The following is a 19,342-nucleotide window of genomic DNA, read 5'->3' as shown; positions in this document are numbered from 1 at the left end:
GCGACGCGGCCACCGCGAGGGGCCGAGAAGAGAGTGACGATGACCGAGGCACCTCAGTCGGCCGGCCCGAACGGCGGGGCGCCCGCTCGGCACACCCCCGGCACGCCGTGCTGGGTGAGCCTGATGGCCCACCAGGTGGCCGCGACCGAGGCCTTCTACGGCGAGCTCTTCGGCTGGGAGTTCCGGCCCGGCCCGCAGCAGCTCGGCCCGTACGTGCGGGCCCTGCTGGACGGCCACGAGGTGGCGGGCATCGGTCAACTGCCTCCGGACCGCCGTCTGCCGGTGGCCTGGACGCCGTATCTCGCCTCGGACGACGTGGATCTGACGGCGGAGACGGTACGGCTGTGCGGCGGCACCCTCGGGGTGGGTCCGCTGGACGCCGCCGAGGCCGGGCGCCTCGCGATCGGCTCCGACCCCTCGGGCGCGGTCTTCGGCGTCTGGCAGGCCGGGACGCACCAGGGCACGGGCGTCTCCGGCGTGCCCGGCACCCCCGTCTGGAACGAGCTGGTGACCTACGAGGCGGCCACCGTCGCCAAGTTCTACGAAACGCTGTTCGGCTATGAGGAGCGGCGGAGCACGGCGGACGGCCTCGACGAGCTGACGCTGTGCCTCGACGGCCGTCCGGTCGCCGGCGTCCGCGGCCTGGGCCCGTCCCTGCCCCGCGACCGGGGACCGCACTGGACGACGTACTTCGAGGTCGCCGACACGGACGCGGCACTGTCCCGGGTCGTCGCCCTCGGCGGCCACGTCCTGGACCCGGCCCACGACACCGACCGCGGCCGGACGGCCACGGTGACGGACCCGGAGGGGGCGCGGTTCGCGCTGCTCCAGCGGCGGCGTTGACGCCCACACCGTGACGCCGGGCAGCGCGGCGAGGTGTTCAGCCGTGCGGGGTCACGCCCGGGACCGTGCCGGAAGCACGTACTCCGCCCACACGGTCTTGCCCGGACCTTCCGGGCGCGGGTGCCAGTCCCAGCGGGTCGCGAGATGCGACACGAGGATCAGCCCGCGGCCGGCTTCCTCCTCGCTCTCGGCAGCGCCCTCCGGAGCGGTGGGGCGGCGGGGAAGGCGTTCGGCGCGGGTGTCGGTGACCTCGACGCGCACCACGCGGTCGTGGGGCGGGGCGTGGAGCGGCGCATGGAGGCGCAGGTGGAAGTCCCGACCGGGGACGTGGCCGTGCCGTACGGCGTTCGCGGTGAACTCGGCGACGATCAGCGCGATCGCGTCGTGTGCCTCCGTGCCGTACGGGATTCCCCACGCCTCCAGGCGAACGGCCGCCAGACGGCGGGCGAGGCGGGCTCCGCGAGGGGTGGAGGTGAAGCACATCTCGAAGGTGCGGTCGCACGACGGGGCCGCGGCGGGTCGGGCGGTGTGGATCGGTTTGATCGTCATGCCGATCACGTTCGCGCCCGGTCGCCCGGCGTGACCAGCGGTGACGCGGCGACAGGTCCCCGCTGTACGCGTGTTGTACGCGCTTGTACGAGCTGCACGCCGTAACGGCGTCCGTCGCGGGGGCGTTGAGGCGAGGAGGCGGTGATGGACATGGCGGAACGCGAGAGCGTGGGGGCGGGAGCCGAGGCGGATTCCGGGGCGCGCCGGAACGACAGCGGCGTGGGGGCGGAGTTCGTGAGTCTCGGGGACGGCCGGGGCAACGACGACGGGGCCGGACGGCGACCGGAGGACGAGGCCGGGCGTGGTGTCGTCGTCGCCTTCGGACAGACCATGAAGACGCTGCGGGTGCGGGAGGGCCTGGAACGCGAGGAGTTCGGGAGGCGGCTCGGGTACTCGGCGTCCACGATCGCGTCGTTCGAGCAGGGACGGAGGATTCCGTCCCCCAGGACGATCGAGCGGGCCGATGAAGTCCTGAGGGCGGGCGGGCTGCTGTGCCTGTGGAAGGAGCAGGTGGAGCGGGCTCAGTATCCGGTGTTCTTCCAGGGGATGGCGGCGTTGGAGAAGGAGGCCATGGAACTGCTCGTGTACGACACTCTCGTGGTCAATGGCCTGCTCCAGACCGAGGAATACATGCGGGCGCTGCTCACCATGCGGCGTCCACCGTTGAAGCAGGACACCATCGAGCAGCGGGTGGTGGCACGGCAGGCCCGGCAGGACCTTCTCGACCGTGAACCCGCACCGCTGCTGAGCTTCGTGATGGACGAGTCGGTGGTGCGGCGCGGGTACGGCGGAAGGGACGTACAACGGGGGCAGCTCGAACACCTTCTCCTCATGGGACAGAGGCGGAATGTCGAGCTCCAGGTCATGCCCCTCAACTGCGCCGAGAGCGCAGGAGTGGACGGGCCCTTCACCGTCGTCGTCAGGCGCGACGGCAAGCAGTTCGTGTACGCGGAAGCGCAGGGGACCAGCTCGCTCGAGACGGACCCTGCGCACGCCGCTCTCGCGGCCTCGCGCTATGGGATCATCCGATCACAAGCTCTCACTCCGCGAGAGTCGATGGCGTTCGTCGAAGGGTTGCTGGGGTCACTATGAACAACGCTGGGTCCTCGACTGTCGCTTCTGGCCTGCCCTGGTTCAAGAGCAGCTACAGCGGAGCCGAAGGTGGACAGTGCGTGGAGGTCGCCGCCACTACGACAGGTGTGCACGTCCGTGACTCCAAGGCCGTCGCCGGACCCCTGCTCACGGTCTCGCCCGAGGCGTGGACGGGTTTCGTCGGGCTGGCCTCGTCGGAGGGGCGCGTCTGACGCTGCTGCGGCCGGGCTCGGAATGCCTGTCAGGCACCATGCGTGTTCACTCGCCTGGGTCCCCCGCCGCCGACGCCCGTTCGGGCGCGATGTGCCGGGCTGCCGGTCAGTCGGCGGTCACCGGCAGGACGTCCGGGGACAGCACAGCCGCGTGGGCCGAGGCGGCCGTCATGCGGCGGCGGTGGTGGCGTCGGCACAGCACCTCGTAGCCGATCTCGTCGGCGGACCGGTTGACGTCGCCGACGACGACCTGGGCGCCCTCGACGACCATGACACCGCCCACCGTGCGGGCGTTGTGCGTGGCGCGGGCGCCGCACCAACACAGGGCCTCGACCTGGAGGACCTCGACGCGGTCGGCCAGTTCCACCAGGCGCTGCGAGCCGGGGAACAGCTTGGAGCGGAAGTCGGTCGTGATGCCGAAGGCATAGACGTCGACGTCCAGGTCGTCGACCACACGGGCGAGCTGGTCTATCTGCTCCGGATCCAGGAACTGCGCCTCGTCGGCGATGACGTAGTCGGCCTGGCCGCCCTGCGACAGGTGCTCCACGATGTAGGCGTACAGGTCCACGCCGTCCTCGACCTCCACCGCGTCGGTCACCAGCCCCAGGCGCGACGACAGCTTTCCCTCGCCGGCGCGGTCGTCGCGGGTGAAGATGAGGCCCACCAGCCCGCGCGCCGAGCGGTTGTGCTCGATCTGCAGTGCCAGTGTCGACTTCCCGCAGTCCATCGTTCCGGAGAAGAACACCAGCTCGGGCATGGGGAGTCGAGCACCTTTCGGGCGAGATCGGAACGGGACGGCGGGCGGGGGCGTCAGGAGCGTACTTCGAGCAGGGGGACGAGCTGCTCGGCAGGGGTCATCGAGCCGTGGTTGCCGACCATCGCCGACTCCTTGGGCTCCCGCTCCGAGGCGATGAGCAGCACGTCGTCACGGGCGGCCGCGACCACGTCGCCGATGCGCTCGTAGACGCGGTCGTCGATCCGCGGCCCGAACCAGCCGGCCGCGATCGCCTCGTCACGCGAGGCGACCCAGAACTGCTCGCCGAGCACCTCGCGCCAGCACGTCAGCACGTCGTTCGCGGCGCCCCGGTGCGCGTACACGTGCCGGGCGCGTCCCTCGCCGCCGAGCAGGGCGACGCCCGCGCTCAGCTCCCAGTCCTCGTCGAAGTCGATGCGGTGCTGCTCGTCGAACGGGATGTCAACCATGCCGTGGTCGGCGGTGACGTAGAGCGCGCTGCGCGGCGGGAGCTGCTCGGCCAGGCGCTGGACGAGCCGGTCGACGTGCATGAGCTGGCCGCGCCAGGTGTCGGAGTCGACGCCGTAGCGGTGGCCCGCGCCGTCGAGTTCGGAGTAGTACGTGTAGACCAGGGCCCGGTCCGCGGCGGCGAGCTCGCGGGCCGCGACGTCCATGCGGTCCTCGCCGGTCAGCCGCCCGAGGAACGTTCCGCCGCTGAGCGCGACCTTGGTCAGCGGGGTGTTCTGGAAGGTCGGGGAGGACACCTGGGCGGCGTGCACCCCGGCGTCGTGGGCCAGCTGGAAGACCGTGGGGTACGGCTGCCAGGGGCGCGGAGGCGCCCACGGGTGCCAGCGCAGCTGGTTCATCAGTTCGCCGGTGCCGGGATTGCGCACGGTGTAGCCGGGCAGGCCGTGGGCGCCCGGCGGCAGGCCGGTGCCGACGGAGGCGAGGGAGGTGGCGGTGGTGGCCGGGTAGCCGGCGGTGATCGGACGGCCGGTGCCGCCGCGCGAGCTGCCGAGCAGCGAGGTCAGGAAGGGCGCGTCCTCGGGGTGCGCCCGCAGCTGCTCCCAGCCGAGTCCGTCGACCAGGAAGACGCAGGCGCGGTCGGCCGGGGTCAGCTCCTGGATCGCGGCGGTCACGTCCGGCACGCCCATGCCGGCGGCGAGCGTGGGCAGCAGGTCGGCGAGCGAGCCGGATCCGTACTGCGGCACGGGGGCGGACTCGACGGCCAGGGGCTCCGGGTGGTCCCAGGCGGTGGGCTGCGCCATCAGCGGGTCGGGTCCGCGGTCGCCTCGGAGACGGCCTGCGCGAAGGCGAGCGCCTGGCGCACCGTCTCCGGGCCGTCCCCGGCCTCGCTGACGCGGAGGCTCAGGTCGTCCGCCGTCGAGCTGCCCGTGTAGCCGTGGTCCGCGTCGCAGTTGGGGTCGCCGCAGGCGGCCGGCTCCAGGTCGATGCGGGAGACGGCGCCCCAGCCGATGGTGAGCACGACCTCGCGGGGCGGGGTGCCCGGCGTGTACTGCTCCGGGTTGGCCACCACGCGGCTGACCACGACCGAGGAGATCCGGTCGAGCTTCACCGACTCCGTGGAGGTGGTGGCGTACGGGGTCGGGGAGGTGCTGTCGGCGGCCTGCTCGTCGGTGTGGCTGACGATGAAGCGGTTGCCGGTGAGGACGAGTACCGTCACGTGCCGCCGCACCTCGTTCTGGTCGAACGTGGTCTCCTGGTGGACCAGGTACGACCGGACGGGCTCGCCGCCCACGGCGGCCTCCACCGCCTCGGCCACGAGAGCCGGGTAGTAGCCGCTGCGTTCGATCGCCGCCCGCAGCCCCTGGGTCGTCGTACTGGTCTTGGCCATGCCGTCCATCCTACGGGGGCGCACTGACTGCGAGGCACCGCCGCGGGCCGGGGAAACGCGGCTCAGTACGCCGGGAGGGTCCGCGGGCCGAGGTCGCCGCGGGCGGGCGGGGGCGCGAGGCGGACGCCGGCGCCCAGCACGCTCAGCCCGCGCGGGGCCACGACGACGGGCTCCAGGGTGACGGCGACGACCTCCGGGTGGTCGTCGACCAGCCGGGACACGCGCAGCAGCAGCTCCGTCAGCGCGGTGCTGTCGACCGGGGCGGAGCCGCGCCAGCCGAACAGCAGCGGGGCCATCCGGATCGACCGGAGCATGGAGGTGGCGTCCCGGTCGGTGACGGGGACCAGGCGGTGGGCCATGTCGTCGAGCAGTTGCGAGGCGGCCCCGGCGAGCCCGAAGGAGAGCACCGCGCCGGCCGCCGGGTCGATCACGGCCCGTACGACGGTGTCGACGCCCCGGGGTGCCATGCCCTGCACCACCGGCCGCAGCTCCTCGGGCTTGCCGAACAGCTCGGTCAACTCCGCGTAGGCCCGGCGCAGTTGATCCTCGCCGGCCAGGTCCAGGCGTACGCCGCCGAGGTCGGCGCGGTGGCGCAGGTGGGGGGCGGTGGCCTTGAGGGCCACGGGGTAGCCGAGCGCGCGGGCGGCCTCGGCGGCGTCGTCGGGGGTCGGCGCGGGCAGGGCCCGGCGGACGTGGATGCCGTAGTGGCCGAGCAGCTCGCCGGTCTCCTCGGCGCCGAGGGTGAGCCCCTGCCCGCGCGCGAGCAGTCCGTCGATCAGCCGGGCGGCGCCCTTCTCGTCGATGTCGTCGTACTCGGGCACCTTGCCGGGGTCGGCGGCGTCGCGCCGCCACTGGGCGTACCTGACCGCCTCGGCGAGGGCCCGCACGGCTCGCTCGGCGGCGGGATAGGCGGGGATCAGTCGGGAGCAGGTGCCGGGGGCCTCGGGCGCCGGGGTTTCGTGGGCCGGGGCGGCGGACGCCGCGGCGGCGGGCTCCGCGCCCGCTCCGGGCGCCGGGGTGGAGGGCCTGCCCGTGTCCGGTCCGGGCCGCGAGGGGGTGCCGGGCCCGGTCTGCGGGCCCGCGTCCGGTCCGGCCTGCGCACCGAGGTCCGGTCCGGTCTGCGGACCGGCGTCCGGCCCGGCCTGCGGGCCGGTGCTGGCCGCGGCCGACAGTGCCTCCGCGAGTCCGCCCAGCTCGACGTGGACCACGAGCACCGGCTTGCCGGGCACCGTCCGGGCGGCCGACCGCAGCGCCTCGGCCAGGGCGGCGTCCTCGGCGGCGCCCTCCCCCACGGCCGGGATCGCCGTCACCACCACCGCGTCGCAGGTGTCGTCGGCGAGCACCCGGGCCAGCGCCGCGCGGAAGTCCTCCGCCGAGGCCGCCGTCGTCAGGTCCACGGGACGCTGCGGGCGCAGCCCCTCGGCGAGGCAGCGGTCGTACGTCAGCACGCCGAGCGACTCGGAGTTGCCGAGGATCGCCACGCGCGCCCCGGCGGGCAGCGGCTGCCGGGCGAGCAGCAGGCCCGTGTCGACCAGTTCGGTGATCGTGTCGACGCGGATCACCCCGGCCTGCCGGAGCAGCGCGGACACCGTGGCGTGCGGCAGCCGCGTCGCCCGTACGGTGTGCCCCTGCGGGCCGCTGCCCGAGCCCTGGACGACGACCAGCGGCTTCGCCGCGGCGGTGCGGCGGGCGAGCCGGGTGAACTTGCGCGGGTTGCCGATGGACTCCAGGTACATCAGGGCGACGTCGGTGTCGGGGTCGTCGTACCAGTACTGCAGGACATCGTTGCCCGAGACGTCGGCCCGGTTGCCGGACGACACGAACGTCGACACGCCCGTGACGCCGGTGACGCCCCCGCCGCGCCGGTGCAGCCGGGACAGCAGCGCGATGCCGATGGCGCCGGACTGCGCGAACAGCCCGATGCGGCCGGGCCGGGGCATCCGGGGCGCGAGGGAGGCGTTCAGCCGGACGCCGGGCGAGGTGTTGATGACGCCGAAGGCGTTGGGCCCGATGATCCTCATGCCGTACGCGCGCGCGTGCCGCACGAGGGCTCGCTGGCGCTCGCGTCCGTCGGGGCCGCTCTCCGCGTATCCGGCGGAGACCACGACGAGCCCCTGGACGCCGTGCTCGCCGCACTCGGTGACGACCCCGGGGACGTGGTCGGCGGGCACGGCGACGATCGCGACGTCGACCGGGGAGTCGATCTCCCGCACCGAGCGGTGCGCGGGCACCCCGTCGATCTCCCGCAGGTCCTCGGCGAAGGCGCTGTTCACGGCGTACAGGCGGCCGGTGAATCCGGCGTCGCGGATGTTGCCGAGGATGCTGCGGCCCACGCCGCCGGGGGTGCGGCCGACTCCGACGACGGCGACCGAGCCGGGCGCCAGCAGGCGCCGTACCGACCGGGCCTCGGCGCGCTGCTCCCGGGCGCGCTGCACCGCCAGCGAGCGGTCCGTCGGCTCGATGCCGAACTCCAGGTGGACGACGCCGTCCTCGAAGCTGCGCTTCTGCGTGTAGCCGGCGTCCGTGAACACCTTGATCATCTTGTTGTTGGCGGGCAGCACCTCGGCGGTGAAGCGCCGGATGCCGCGCTCGCGCGCGACGGCGGCGATGTGCTCCAGGAGGGCGGAGGCGACCCCGCGCCCCTGGTGCGCGTCCTGCACGAGGAAGGCCACCTCGGCCTCGTCGGAGGGACCGGTCGCGGCCATGCCGTCGGCGCCGATGCGGTCGTAGCGCACGGTGGCGATGAACTCGCCGCCCACCGTGGCCGCGAGGCCCACCCGGTCCACGAAGTCGTGGTGCGTGAAGCGGCGGACGTCCTTCGCGGACAGGCGCGGGTAGGGCGCGAAGAAGCGGTAGTACTTCGACTCGTCCGACACCTGCTCGTAGAAGCTGACCAGGCGGTCGGCGTCGTCGACGGTGATCGGGCGGATCCGTGCGGTGCCGCCGTCGCGCAGCACCACGTCGGCCTCCCAGTGGGCGGGGTACACGTGCCGGTCCGACGAGCTCTGCATGGGCCCCAGAGTACGGGCAGGGCCTTGCTTCCGGATCAGTGCGGACCGGGCCGGCCGGGTCCGGTCCCCACGGCGCGCCCTGGCGCAACGGCAGCGCCGCGAGGCAGTCTGTGGAAGGCACATGTCGGGCCGAGGCCGCGGACCGACGCCCTCCCGGGCACGGAACACCGGACCGCTCCGGGAGGGTGCCGCACCGTATGGGAAACTGGTCTAGACAACCCTGAACACCTGAAGGGCAGCATCACATGGCTGAGCGCCGCGTCAACGTCGGCTGGGCCGAGGGCCTCCACGCCCGCCCCGCTTCCATCTTCGTCCGGGCCGCCGCGGCCGCAGGGGTCCCCGTGACGATCGCCAAGGCCGACGGCGCCCCCGTCAACGCCGCCTCCATGCTGGCCGTCCTCGGCCTCGGCGCCCAGGGCGGCGAGGAGGTCGTCCTGGTTTCCGACGCCGAGGGCGCGGAGATCGCGCTCGACCGGCTGGCCAAGCTGGTCTCCGAGGGGCTCGAGGAGCTCCCCGAGACGGTCTGACCGCGTCGCCGCGCACAGGAGGCCGTGTCGCCCTTTCCGGGCGGCGCGGCCTCTTTCGCTCCGGCGGGCCCGCCCGGTGTTTCGCCGGGTCCGACGGAATGGGCCCGCACATTGTCCCGGGGACGGCGCGCACCCCTCGGGGCACCCCGAACGGAAATTCCCGGCGCCACTGAAAAGGGCAGCCGAAATACACCTCGACCGAATATCTCTTCTTTGTATACGGTGCTCGTGTTAATGCCGCGGGCCCGACGTGTTTACGGGATGTTGCGAAGTCCTCACACGGTCGGCGCGGGGCGCGCCGCCGGGCGCACGCAGCCGGTGCGCGGCCGTCGCCCGCTCGGTGTGCACGGCGGTGACCGTCCGGGCCCGCTCGCCGTCGCCCCGCGCGACCGCGTCCACGATGGCGCCGTGCTCCACCCAGGACTCCACCGGGTCGGCCGGCGCCGCGACCGTGTACATCCAGGAGATCTTGTGCCGCAGCTGGGTCAGCATCGAGGTCAGCGCGGGGCTGCCGGAGGCCTGGGCGAGCGTCTCGTGGAACCAGCCGCCCAGGGAGCGCAGGTCCTCGCTGCTGCCCCTGCGGGCCCGCTCCTGGCCCAGTCTGACCAGGCCGCGCAGGACCTTCAGATGGGCCTCGGTACGGCGCTGGGCCGCGCGGGCGGCGCCGAGCGGCTCCAGGAGCATCCGCATCTCCAGCAGGTCCGCCGCCTCCTGCTCGGTCGGCTCGGCCACACACGCGCCCGCGTGCCGCCGGGTCACCACGAAACCCTCGGCCTCCAGGGTGCGCAGGGCCTCGCGCACGGGGACGCGCGAGACGCCGTAGCGGCGTGCGAGAACTTCCTCGGTGAGCCGGCTGCCGCGCTCATGGACGCCTGCGACGATGTCGTCCCGGATCGCCGTGCACACCGAGTGCGCCGGAATACGCATGACCGACCTCCGCCTTAATCCCCGTGAAACGCCGACGATGGACGCCGTTCCGTGACTCTATTGCAATGAGCCGGAATTTCCGACGGCGGGCCGGATTCCATGGAGTTTTTTTGGACAGCGGGGCATCCGAAACGCCGAAAGCCCCGGCTGCGGGAGCCGGGGCTTCGGATGTGCGGGAGGCGGTCGGCGCCGGTGGCACGTCAGACGTCGACGCCGTGCTTGCGGAGGTAGGCGACGGGGTCGATGTCGGAGCCGTACTCCGGGGTGGTGCGGGCCTCGAAGTGCAGGTGCGGTCCGGTGACGTTGCCGGTGGCGCCGGAGAGCCCGATCTGCTGGCCCGGCACGACCTTCTGGCCCACCGAGACGCCGATGGACGACAGGTGGCCGTACATGGTGTACATGCCGTCGGCCATCTTGATCACGACCTGGTTGCCGTACGCCCCGCCCCAGCCCGTGTTCACGACGGTGCCCATGCCGACCGCGTGGACGGAGGTGCCGCTGGAGGCGTGGAAGTCGATGCCGGTGTGGGAGCCGGACGACCACAGGGTGCCGCCGGTCTTGTACCCGGTGGAGACGTAGGAGCCGGAGACGGGCGCCACGAAGGTGTTGAGGCGCTTGCGCTCGGCCGCGCGGGCCGCGCGCTCCTTGGCCTCACGCGCCGCCTCGCGAGCCTTCCGCGCCTGCTCGGCGGCCTTCTCGCGCGCGGCCTCCTCGGCCTGCTTCTGGGCGGCGGCCCGGTGCTGGGCGACGGCCTGGGCGTCGATCTTCTCGGCGACGGAGTCACCGATGGTGATGACCGGGGTGAGGCCGGTGTCCTCGGGAGCGGGCGTCTCGGCGGCCAGGGCCGGGGCGGCGGAGAGGGTGCCGAGGACGCCGGTGGTGGTGAGGGCGGCTACGCCCACGGCGCGTGCCGTGGTGCGGTGCATCCGGCCGGGACGACGGTGCTTCCCGGTGGCGCGGGTGAACGCCATGCAGACGTTGTTCCTTTCCTTCCTTCTCGCCTACCGGGTTAGCTGACGGGTTCGGAGCAGGAAGGTCTCCTACGGACTCCCTCGCGGCACGCGCGGGCGTCCGATTCACCCCAGGGACGGTGGGTCCCCGGCTCCCCTGGCTCGCGCCGTACGGGGACTCGGCGATGACTGTCCGGTGCCGCGGGCGCGGCGCGTTGCCTGACGGACAGCCGGACCGACGCTAAACGGGCCCGCTTTCAAATCCCAAACGAATGGTGGGTTTTGTAGCGCAGGACACAGGGCAGAAAGGCAGCCTCTCCCTCAATTCGGACATCAGGGAGCCCCGGTGACACTTCGGCCACCGGGGCTCCCTCACGCGTACCGCTCGCCCACCGTCCGCGCGGGTGGGCGCGTACCCGCGCGGACGGTGGGCGCCGCGACCGCCTACTCGGCTGCCACCACGCCGACTTGACCGATGCCGAGGGCCTCGACCGGCTCCTTGATCCGCGCCGCGTCACCGACGAGGACGGTCACCAGGCGGTCCACCGGGAAGGCGTTGACGACCGCCGCCGTGGCCTCCACCGTGCCGGTCGCCGCGAGCTGCTGGTACAGCGTCGCCTGGTAGTCGTCGGGGAGGTGCTGCTCGACCTGGTCGGCCAGCGTGCCCGCCACGGCCGCCGCCGTCTCGTACTTGAGCGGTGCCACGCCGACCAGGTTCTGCACGGCGACGTCCCGCTCGGCGTCGGTCAGGCCGTCGGCGGCGAGCTTGCGCAGCACCGTGAACAGGTCCCCCAGCGCCGGGCCGGTGTTCGGGGTGTCGACGGAGCCGCTGATCGCGAGCATCGAGGCGCCCGAGCCGTCGGGAGCGGAGCGCAGCACCTGGCCGAACGCCCGCACGCCGTAGGTGTAGCCCTTCTCCTCGCGCAGGACGCGGTCCAGACGGGAGGTGAGGGTGCCGCCGAGGCAGTAGGTGCCGAGCACCTGGGCGGGCCACACGCGGTCGTGCCGGTCGGGGCCGACCCGGCCGATGAGCAACTGCGTCTGGACGGCGCCCGGGCGGTCCACGATCACCACGCGGCCGGTGTCGTCGGCGGTGACCGGCGGCACGGGACGGGGCTTGGCCTGCGAGCCGGTCCACGCGCCCAGGGTCTCGCCGAGCAGCGCGTCGAGGTCGATGCCGGTGAGGTCGCCGACGACCACGGTGGTGGCCGTCGCGGGGCGGACGTGGCGGTCGTAGAAGGCGCGGACCGCCGCCGAGTCGATGGCCCGGACCGTCTCCTCGGTGCCCTGGCGCGGGCGCGACATGCGCGAGGAGGCCGGGAACAGCTCCTTGGAGAGCTCCTTGGCGGCGCGGCGGGACGGGTTCGCCAGCTCGTGCGGGATCTCGTCGAGCCGGTTGCGCACCAGCCGCTCGACCTCGCTCTCGGCGAAGGCGGGGGCCCGCAGCGCGTCGGACAGCAGGCCGAGCCCCTTGGCCAGGCGCGACGCCGGGACCTCCAAGGTCAAGCGGACGCCGGGGTGGTCGGCGTGCGCGTCGAGGGTGGCGCCGGCGCGCTCCAGCTCGGCGGCGAACTCCTCGGCGGAGTGCTTGTCGGTGCCCTCGGAGAAGGCGCGCGCCATGATCGTGCCGACGCCGTCCACGCCGGCCGGCTCCGCCTCCAGGGGCGCGTCCAGCAGCACCTCGACGGCGACGACCTGCTGGCCGGGGCGGTGGCAGCGCAGCACCGTCAGACCGTTGTCCAGCGTCCCCCGCTCGGGCGCCGGGAACGCCCACGGCCTGGCCTCGCCCGCCTGCGGCCGGGGGTGGAACTCCATCGTGGCGAGCTCGGTCACTTCGCCGCCTCCTCGGTGTCGTCGGTGGCCGCGGCGTCCGCGCCCTCGGTCTCGGTCTCGGCCGCGACCGGCTCGTAGACGAGCACCGCGCGGTTGTCGGAGCGCAGGCGGGCCTTGGCGACCTCCTGGACCTCCTCGGGCGTGATCTCCAGGACACGGTGCACGGCGGTGAGCGCGAGCTGCGGGTCGCCGAACAGGACGGCGTAGCGGCACAGTTCGTCGGCGCGGCCCGCGACGGTGCCGAGCCGGTCCAGCCACTCGCGCTCCAGCTGGGCCTGGGCGCGCTCCATCTCCTCGGCCGTCGGGCCCTCCTCGGCGAACCGGGCGAGCTCCTCGTCGATGGCGGCCTCGATGACCGGGACCTCGACGTCACCGGAGGTCTTCACGTCCAGCCAGCCCAGGGAGGGCGCGCCGGACAGCCGCAGCAGGCCGAACCCGGCCGCGACGGCCGTACGGTCCCGGCGCACCAGCCGGTTGTAGAGGCGGGAGGACTCGCCGCCGCCCAGGACGGTCAGGGCCAGGTCCGCCGCGTCGCACGCGCGCGTGCCGTCGTGCGGGAGCCGGTAGGCGGCCATCAGCGCCCGCGCCGGGACCTCCTCCTCGACGACCTCGCGCAGCTGCTCGCCGATGACCTCGGGCAGGGAGCCGTCGCGGGGCTGCGGCTTGCCGTCGTGCGAGGCGATGGAGCCGAAGTACTTCTCGATCCAGGCGAGCGTCCGCTCGGGGTCGATGTCGCCCACCACGGACAGGACGGCGTTGTTGGGCGCGTAGTACGTGCGGAAGAACGCGCGCGCGTCCTCCAGGGTGGCCGCGTCCAGATCGGCCATCGAGCCGATGGGCGTGTGGTGGTACGGGTGGCCCTCCGGGTAGGCGAGCGCGGTGAGCCTCTCGAACGCGGTGCCGTACGGAACGTTGTCGTAGCGCTGGCGGCGCTCGTTCTTGACGACGTCCCGCTGGTTCTCCATCGACTCCTCGTCGAGGGCGGCGAGCAGCGAGCCCATGCGGTCGGCCTCCAGCCAGAGGGCGAGCTCCAGCTGGTGGGCGGGCATGGTCTCGAAGTAGTTGGTGCGCTCGAAGCTGGTGGTGCCGTTCAGCGAGCCGCCCGCGCCCTGCACCAGCTCGAAGTGGCCGTTGCCCTTGACCTGCGCGGAGCCCTGGAACATCAAGTGCTCGAAAAGGTGAGCCAGACCGGTACGTCCCTTGACCTCGTGGCGGGAGCCGACGTCGTACCAGAGGCACACCGCCGCGACCGGGGTCAGGTGGTCCTCGGAGAGCACCACGCGCAGGCCGTTGGCCAAACGGTGCTCGGTCGCTGTCAGGCCGCCGGAGCCTGCCTCGGCTGTGGCCGTGTGACCCTTGGGCATGTACGTCCCTTCGATCGCGGTGGCGGTCGTCGAAACCGCCGTTTTCCTGCCGTCCTGCCACTGTATGCAAGCGCGCGGACGCCTGGCGAAGTTCCCGGAGGCCGTACGCCGAGAGCGAGAACGAAAGGGCGGCCCGGAAGCGGGAGCGGGCCGCCGCGCCGCGCACGCTCCGCGGGTGCCGCGAACCGTCGCCTCGCCACCCCCCGCAGGCGGCGCCGACGGCCCCTCGGAACCCCCGGCGCAGCGGCAGGTGCCGGGTCCTGGTCCGCGCTGTCAGTCGCGCGGTCCACAATGGTCCGCGTCAGATCCCGTCCACGCTTCAGCAAGGAGCCGGCAGCGATGGCCCGCCGCAGCACGAAGACCCCGCCGCCCGACGAGCCGTACGAGGAGAGGATCCTCGACATCGACGTCGTCGACGAGATGCAGGGCTCCTTCCTCGAGTACGCGTACTCGGTCATCTACTCGCGCGCCCTGCCGGACGCCCGGGACGGCCTCAAGCCGGTCCACCGCCGCATCGTCTACCAGATGAACGAGATGGGCCTGCGCCCCGAACGCGGTTACGTGAAGTGCGCCCGCGTCGTCGGCGAGGTCATGGGCAAGCTCCACCCGCACGGCGACGCGTCGATCTACGACGCCCTGGTGCGCATGGCGCAGCCCTTCTCCATGCGGGTGCCCCTGGTCGACGGCCACGGCAACTTCGGCTCCCTGGGCAACGACGACCCGCCCGCCGCCATGCGGTACACCGAGTGCCGCATGACCGAGGCGACGAGCCTGATGACGGAGTCGATCGACGAGGACACGGTCGACTTCGCGCCGAACTACGACGGCCAGGAGCGGGAGCCCGTCGCCCTGCCGGCGGCCTTCCCGAACCTGCTGGTCAACGGCGCGTCGGGGATCGCGGTCGGCATGGCCACGAACATGCCGCCGCACAACCTCGGCGAGGTCGTCGCGGCCGCCCGCCACCTGATCCGGCACCCGAACGCGGATCTGGACGCCCTGATGAAGCACGTCCCGGGCCCGGACCTGCCCACCGGCGGCCGGATCGTGGGCCTGTCCGGCATCCGCGACGCCTACGAGAACGGCCGGGGCACCTTCAAGATCCGCGCGACGGTCACAGTGGAGACGGTGACGGCGCGCCGCAAGGGCCTCGTCGTGACGGAGCTGCCCTTCACGGTCGGCCCGGAGAAGGTGATCGCCAAGATCAAGGACCTGGTCGGCTCCAAGAAGATCCAGGGCATCGCCGACGTCAAGGACCTCACCGACCGCGAGCACGGCCTGCGCCTGGTCATCGAGGTCAAGAACGGCTTCGTGCCCGAAGCGGTCCTGGAGCAGCTGTACAAGCTCACGCCGATGGAGGAGTCCTTCGGCATCAACAACGTCGCGCTGGTGGACGGCCAGCCCCTGACGCTGGGCCTGAAGGAGCTGCTGGAGGTCTACCTCGACCACCGCTTCGAGGTGGTGCGGCGGCGCAGCGAGTACCGGCGGGGCAAGCGGCGCGACCGGCTGCACCTGGTCGAGGGCCTGCTCACGGCGCTGGTGGACATCGACGAGGTGATCCGCCTGATCCGCTCCAGCGAGAACTCCGCACAGGCCAAGGAGCGCCTGATGCGTCGCTTCTCGCTGAGCGACGTCCAGACCCAGTACATCCTCGACACGCCGCTGCGCCGTCTGACCAAGTTCGACCGCATCGAGCTGGAGGCGGAGAAGGACAGGCTCGTCGCGGAGATCGAGGAGCTGACCCGGATCCTGGAGTCGGACGCGGAGCTGCGCAAGCTGGTCTCCGCCGAACTGGCGGCGGTGGCCAAGAAGTTCGCCACGCCCCGGCGGACTCTGCTGCTGGAGGCCGGGGCCGTCCCGGCCACGGCCGTGTCGCTCCAGGTCGCGGACGACCCGTGCCGGGTCCTGCTGTCCTCGACGGGCCTGCTGGCCCGCACGACGACCGGCGAGCCGCTGCCCCAGGAGGGCAGGCGCCACAAGCACGACGTGATCGTCTCGGCGGTCCCGGCGACGGCCCGGGGCGAGGTGGGCGTGGTGACCTCCTCCGGCCGGCTGCTCCGGCTGAACGTCGTGGACCTGCCCCAGCTGCCGGAGTCGGCGACCGCGCCGAACCTCTCCGGGGGCGCGCCGCTCGCCGAGTTCGTCTCCCTGGAGGACGACGAGACCGTCGTCTGCCTGACCACCCTGGACGAGTCCTCGCCGGGCCTGGCGCTGGGCACCGAGCAGGGTGTGGTCAAGCGTGTGGTGCCCGACTACCCGTCCAACAAGGACGAGTTGGAGGTCATCACCCTCAGGGACGGCGACCGGATCGTCGGCGCGGTCGAGCTGCGCACCGGCGAGGAGGACCTCGTCTTCATCACCGACGACGCCCAGTTGCTGCGCTACCAGGCCGGGCAGGTCCGTCCGCAGGGCCGCCCGGCCGGCGGCATGGCGGGCGTCAAGCTCGCCGAGGGCGCCAAGGTCATCTCGTTCACGGCCGTCGACCCGGCCGCGGACGCGGTCGTCTTCACGGTGGCCGGCTCGCGCGGCACGCTGGACGACTCGGTCCACACGACGGCCAAGCTGACACCGTTCGACCAGTACCCGCGCAAGGGCCGGGCGACCGGCGGGGTCCGCTGCCAGCGGTTCCTCAAGGGCGAGGACTGCCTGTCCTTCGCCTGGGCGGGTCCCACCCCGGCACGGGCCGCGCAGAAGAACGGCACCCCGGCCGAGCTGCCGGAGACGGACCCGCGCCGCGACGGCTCGGGCGTGTCACTGGCGAAGACGGTCGCCGCGGTGGCGGGGCCGGTCTAGGGGTGACGGGCCGGGGCCCTCTCGCCCAGAGCGCGTCCGGGGGATCCGGGGGCCGGGGTGCTGCCCCGTGGAGCGGGGCCCGGGACCGGGCTCGGGCTCGGGTCAGGACCCCGGAACGGGCTCGGGCTCGTCGGGGTCCTGTACCTCCCCCTGGCCGGGGTCCCGTACGTAGCGAAGGACGCCCCACATGCCGTGCTCGTCGGCGTGCGGGGCGTCGCTCCTGCACGCCTCCAGCTCCTTGCCGAGGGTCTCGGTGTCGATGGCGGAGCCGATGAGCACGAGTTGGGTGCGGCGCGGGTCGCCGGCCGGCCAGGGTTCGGGGTAGAAGCGCAGGAACCGGCCGACGGCGTGCACGGCGTAGCGGTTGCGCGGGTCGTGGGGGCCGAATCCGACGTAGCCCTTGATCCGGTAGAGCCCGTCGGGGCGGCTGTCGAGGAACCGCATCAGCCTGCGGGGGTCCAGGGGCGGGTCGGAGGTGAAGGAGAGGCTGTCGTAGCCGGTGTGCAGGTGCCCGGCGGGGGCGTCCTCCGCGCCCTCGTGCGGCGGGCCGTCGTGCAGATCGTCGAAGGAGAGCTGCCCGACGCGCTCCCCGGCGGGGCGGCAGTCGAAGAGGAACTCGGGGTCGACGCGACCGTAGCGGGCCGGGACGACGGCGGCCCCGTCGGCGAGGGACCGCACCAGCTCCACCAGCTTCTCGCCGTCGTCGGTCCGGTCGACCTTGTTGACGACGACGAGATCGGCGAGCGCCAGGTGGCGGTCGATCTCGGGGTGCCGCGCCCGGGTGCCGTGGAACTCCGCGGCGTCGACCACCTCGACCAGGCCGCCGTAGACGACGGCGGGGTTCTCGCTGGCCAGCACCATGCGGACCAGCTCCTGCGGCTCGGCGAGCCCACTGGCCTCGATGACGACGACGTCGATCCCGGCGGCGGGCGCGGTGAGCCGGTCGAGATACAGATCGAGCTCACTGGCGTCGACGGCGCAGCACAGGCATCCGTTGCCGAGGGAGACGGTGGAGTCCCCGAGCGCGCCCGCGACCGCCATGGCGTCGATCTCGATGGCGCCGAAGTCGTTGACGATCGCGCCGATGCGGCTGCCGCCGCTGCGGTGCAGCAGATGGTTGAGCAGCGTGGTCTTGCCCGAGCCGAGGAATCCGGCGAGGACGACGACCGGGATCTGCCGGGTGCTCGTGCGGGGATCGGGGCGGGTGCCCGCGCTCGGACTCGGACGCGGGGTGGGCCCCGTACGCGGGCTCGGCTGACTCACCGTGCGACCTCTCTCACGCCGACGCGCGCCCCGGCTCACACCCGCGACGCGCGGACCAACACTCAATGCCGACACAGGATACGAGCCGCGGGAGGCCCGCCGGAGTGAACGACTGCCGGCGGCTCACACGGGGCGGACGTCGGACACGGCGCCGGGCCGTGCGCCCCTCGCTGCCGCCGCCGCTGCGGACCGGCCGCCGTTCAGGCCGCCGGCACCGTCACCGGCGCCCGGGGTCCGACGTACCGCGCCACCGGGCGGATGATCTTCGAATCCTCGGCCTGTTCGAGGATGTTCGCGCTCCAGCCCACCACCCGTCCCGCGGCGAAGGTCGGGGTGAACATCTCACGGGGCAGACCGCAGAGTTCCATGACCACTCCCGCGTAGAACTCCACGTTCGTGTGCAGCTCGCGGCCCGGTTTCAGTTCGGCCAGGATCGCCTCGGCCCGGCGCTCCACCTCGACGGCGAAGTCGACGCGCGGGCCGCCGAAGCGCCGGGCCGTCTCCCGGAGCATGTGGGAGCGGGGGTCCTCGGTGCGGTAGACCGCGTGGCCGAAGCCCATGATGCGCTCGCCCGCCAGGACGCGTTCCCGGATCCAGGGGTCGATGCGGTCGGGCGTGCCGATGGCGTCGAGGGTGTCCAGGGCCCGGCTGGGCGCGCCGCCGTGCAGCGGTCCGGACAGGGCGCCGACGGCCCCCACCAGGCATGCCGCCACATCGGCGCCCGTCGAGGCGATGACCCGCGCCGTGAAGGTTGACGCGTTGAATCCATGGTCAATGGTTGAGATCAAGTACTGCTCGACCGCGCGGGCACGCTCCGGCTCCGGCTCGGAACCCGTCAGCATGTACAGGTAGTTCGCCGCGTACGACAGGTCCTCGCGCGGCTCGACCGGCTCCAGCCCCCTCCCCAGCCGGTGCAGCGCGGTGAGGAGGGTGGGTACCGCCGCGCAGGCCGTCAGCGTGTCCTCGCGCCGCCGGTCCGGGTCGATGTCGTACAGCGGGCGGAAGCCCTGCGCCGCGCCCAGCACGGACAGCGCCGTGCGCATCGCGGCGAGCGGGCCGGACCGGGCACTCGCGGCCGCGACGGCGGGCAGCGCCGCCCGGACCTCCTCGGGCAGCCGGCGCAGCGCCGCGGTCCGCGCGGCGAAGGCGGCCCCGGTCTCCGGCTCGGGCAGTTCGCCGTGCACCAGCAGGTGCCAGACGTCCTCGAAGCGGCGGGTTTGCGCCAGTTCGACGGCCGAGTACTGCCGGTAGTGGTAGAAGCCCTCGCGTCCGCGGACGTCACCGATTCGGGTGTCGGTGACCACGACTCCCGCGAGTCCCCGCGGTACGTCGACAAGAGTGGCTGCGGCCCTGCTGCTGGTCATGTTTCCTCCCTGGACTTGATTCGACTGTC

At 73.0% G+C, this 19,342-nt stretch carries 16 protein-coding genes and 1 riboswitch; of the genes, 5 read left to right on the top strand and 11 right to left on the bottom strand.

The genetic code is table 11. The annotated features are described in order from the left end of the window. Window positions 1-39: 39 nt before the first annotated feature. Window positions 40-843 (top strand): VOC family protein, encoded by an 804-nt coding sequence (locus tag ACIPM1_RS24740; RefSeq protein ID WP_402438151.1) that lies wholly within the window; start codon window positions 40-42, stop codon window positions 841-843. A 51-nt stretch (window positions 844-894) separates the two neighbouring features. Here ACIPM1_RS24740 and ACIPM1_RS24735 read toward each other — a convergent pair whose 3' ends face one another. Next, entirely contained in the window at window positions 895-1,392 is a 498-nt protein-coding gene (locus tag ACIPM1_RS24735) for an ATP-binding protein (RefSeq protein ID WP_402438148.1), read from the bottom strand. Between the two features lie 150 nt (window positions 1,393-1,542). On the opposite strand from ACIPM1_RS24735, the gene ACIPM1_RS24730 reads away from it, so the two are divergent. Together ACIPM1_RS24730 and ACIPM1_RS24725 are read left to right on the top strand one after the other, a co-directional pair. Next, the gene (locus ACIPM1_RS24730; RefSeq protein ID WP_402438388.1) at window positions 1,543-2,484 is read left to right on the top strand and encodes a helix-turn-helix domain-containing protein; all 942 of its coding nucleotides are present in this window, start codon (window positions 1,543-1,545) and stop codon (window positions 2,482-2,484) included. Further along, window positions 2,481-2,696, top strand: coding sequence for a DUF397 domain-containing protein (locus tag ACIPM1_RS24725; RefSeq protein ID WP_402438146.1), 216 nt, complete (start codon window positions 2,481-2,483; stop codon window positions 2,694-2,696). Before ACIPM1_RS24730 ends, ACIPM1_RS24725 begins: the two co-directional genes overlap by 4 nt. Before the next feature lie 106 nt (window positions 2,697-2,802). Here ACIPM1_RS24725 and ACIPM1_RS24720 read toward each other — a convergent pair whose 3' ends face one another. Genes ACIPM1_RS24720 through ACIPM1_RS24705 form a run of 4 tightly spaced genes read right to left on the bottom strand, consistent with a single transcriptional unit; the run spans window position 2,803 to window position 8,295 of the window. After that, window positions 2,803-3,453 carry a thymidine kinase gene (locus ACIPM1_RS24720; protein ID WP_402438143.1) on the bottom strand — a complete coding sequence of 217 codons (651 nt, stop codon included), beginning with the start codon at window positions 3,451-3,453 and terminating at the stop codon, window positions 2,803-2,805. A gap of 53 nt (window positions 3,454-3,506) precedes the next feature. Then, window positions 3,507-4,697: an alkaline phosphatase family protein gene (locus ACIPM1_RS24715; protein WP_402438141.1), complete on the bottom strand. Its 1,191-nt coding sequence runs from the start codon at window positions 4,695-4,697 to the stop codon at window positions 3,507-3,509. After that, window positions 4,697-5,293: a DUF5998 family protein gene (locus ACIPM1_RS24710; RefSeq protein WP_402438386.1), complete on the bottom strand. Its 597-nt coding sequence runs from the start codon at window positions 5,291-5,293 to the stop codon at window positions 4,697-4,699. The genes ACIPM1_RS24715 and ACIPM1_RS24710 overlap by 1 nt, the downstream gene beginning before the upstream one ends. Before the next feature lie 53 nt (window positions 5,294-5,346). Continuing rightward, window positions 5,347-8,295 (bottom strand): GNAT family N-acetyltransferase, encoded by a 2,949-nt coding sequence (locus ACIPM1_RS24705; protein ID WP_402438138.1) that lies wholly within the window; start codon window positions 8,293-8,295, stop codon window positions 5,347-5,349. A 245-nt stretch (window positions 8,296-8,540) separates the two neighbouring features. Here ACIPM1_RS24705 and ACIPM1_RS24700 point away from each other — a divergent pair, with 245 nt between their 5' ends. After that, a complete protein-coding gene (locus ACIPM1_RS24700) occupies window positions 8,541-8,822 on the top strand; it encodes an HPr family phosphocarrier protein (protein ID WP_402438135.1) in 282 nt (93 codons plus the stop codon). Window positions 8,823-9,053: 231 nt separating this feature from the next. Here the strand turns inward: ACIPM1_RS24700 and ACIPM1_RS24695 are convergent, their stop codons facing one another. From ACIPM1_RS24695 to ACIPM1_RS24680, 4 genes are all read right to left on the bottom strand, one after another. Next, window positions 9,054-9,749 (bottom strand): GntR family transcriptional regulator, encoded by a 696-nt coding sequence (locus ACIPM1_RS24695; RefSeq protein WP_402438132.1) that lies wholly within the window; start codon window positions 9,747-9,749, stop codon window positions 9,054-9,056. Between the two features lie 200 nt (window positions 9,750-9,949). After that, window positions 9,950-10,720, bottom strand: a complete 771-nt coding sequence (locus ACIPM1_RS24690) for a M23 family metallopeptidase (protein ID WP_402438129.1) — start codon at window positions 10,718-10,720, stop codon at window positions 9,950-9,952. 13 nt (window positions 10,721-10,733) lie between these two features. After that, window positions 10,734-10,894, bottom strand: a riboswitch (cyclic di-AMP (ydaO/yuaA leader). Between the two features lie 249 nt (window positions 10,895-11,143). Continuing rightward, complete coding sequence (locus ACIPM1_RS24685; protein ID WP_402438126.1) at window positions 11,144-12,532, bottom strand: M16 family metallopeptidase; 1,389 nt, start codon at window positions 12,530-12,532, stop codon at window positions 11,144-11,146. Next, on the bottom strand, window positions 12,529-13,896 hold the full coding sequence (locus ACIPM1_RS24680) for a M16 family metallopeptidase (protein ID WP_402438124.1): 1,368 nt from the start codon (window positions 13,894-13,896) through the stop codon (window positions 12,529-12,531). Before ACIPM1_RS24680 ends, ACIPM1_RS24685 begins: the two co-directional genes overlap by 4 nt. Window positions 13,897-14,235: 339 nt before the next feature. Between ACIPM1_RS24680 and ACIPM1_RS24675 the strand changes: the two genes are divergently transcribed. Beyond that, on the top strand, window positions 14,236-16,686 hold the full coding sequence (locus ACIPM1_RS24675; RefSeq protein WP_402438121.1) for a DNA topoisomerase (ATP-hydrolyzing) subunit A: 2,451 nt from the start codon (window positions 14,236-14,238) through the stop codon (window positions 16,684-16,686). Between the two features lie 102 nt (window positions 16,687-16,788). On the opposite strand, the gene ACIPM1_RS24670 is transcribed toward ACIPM1_RS24675, so the two are convergent. Further along, window positions 16,789-17,859, bottom strand: a complete 1,071-nt coding sequence (locus tag ACIPM1_RS24670) for a CobW family GTP-binding protein (protein ID WP_402438383.1) — start codon at window positions 17,857-17,859, stop codon at window positions 16,789-16,791. Between the two features lie 290 nt (window positions 17,860-18,149). Continuing rightward, window positions 18,150-19,313: a citrate synthase/methylcitrate synthase gene (locus ACIPM1_RS24665; RefSeq protein WP_402438118.1), complete on the bottom strand. Its 1,164-nt coding sequence runs from the start codon at window positions 19,311-19,313 to the stop codon at window positions 18,150-18,152. Window positions 19,314-19,342 lie beyond the last annotated feature (29 nt).

The sequence above is a fragment of the Streptomyces sp. NPDC086766 genome (assembly GCF_044746005.1).
GTDB lineage: Bacteria > Actinomycetota > Actinomycetes > Streptomycetales > Streptomycetaceae > Streptomyces.
Note: the sequence above shows the minus strand (reverse complement) of the source record. Positions and strands in the feature narration are given on the sequence as shown.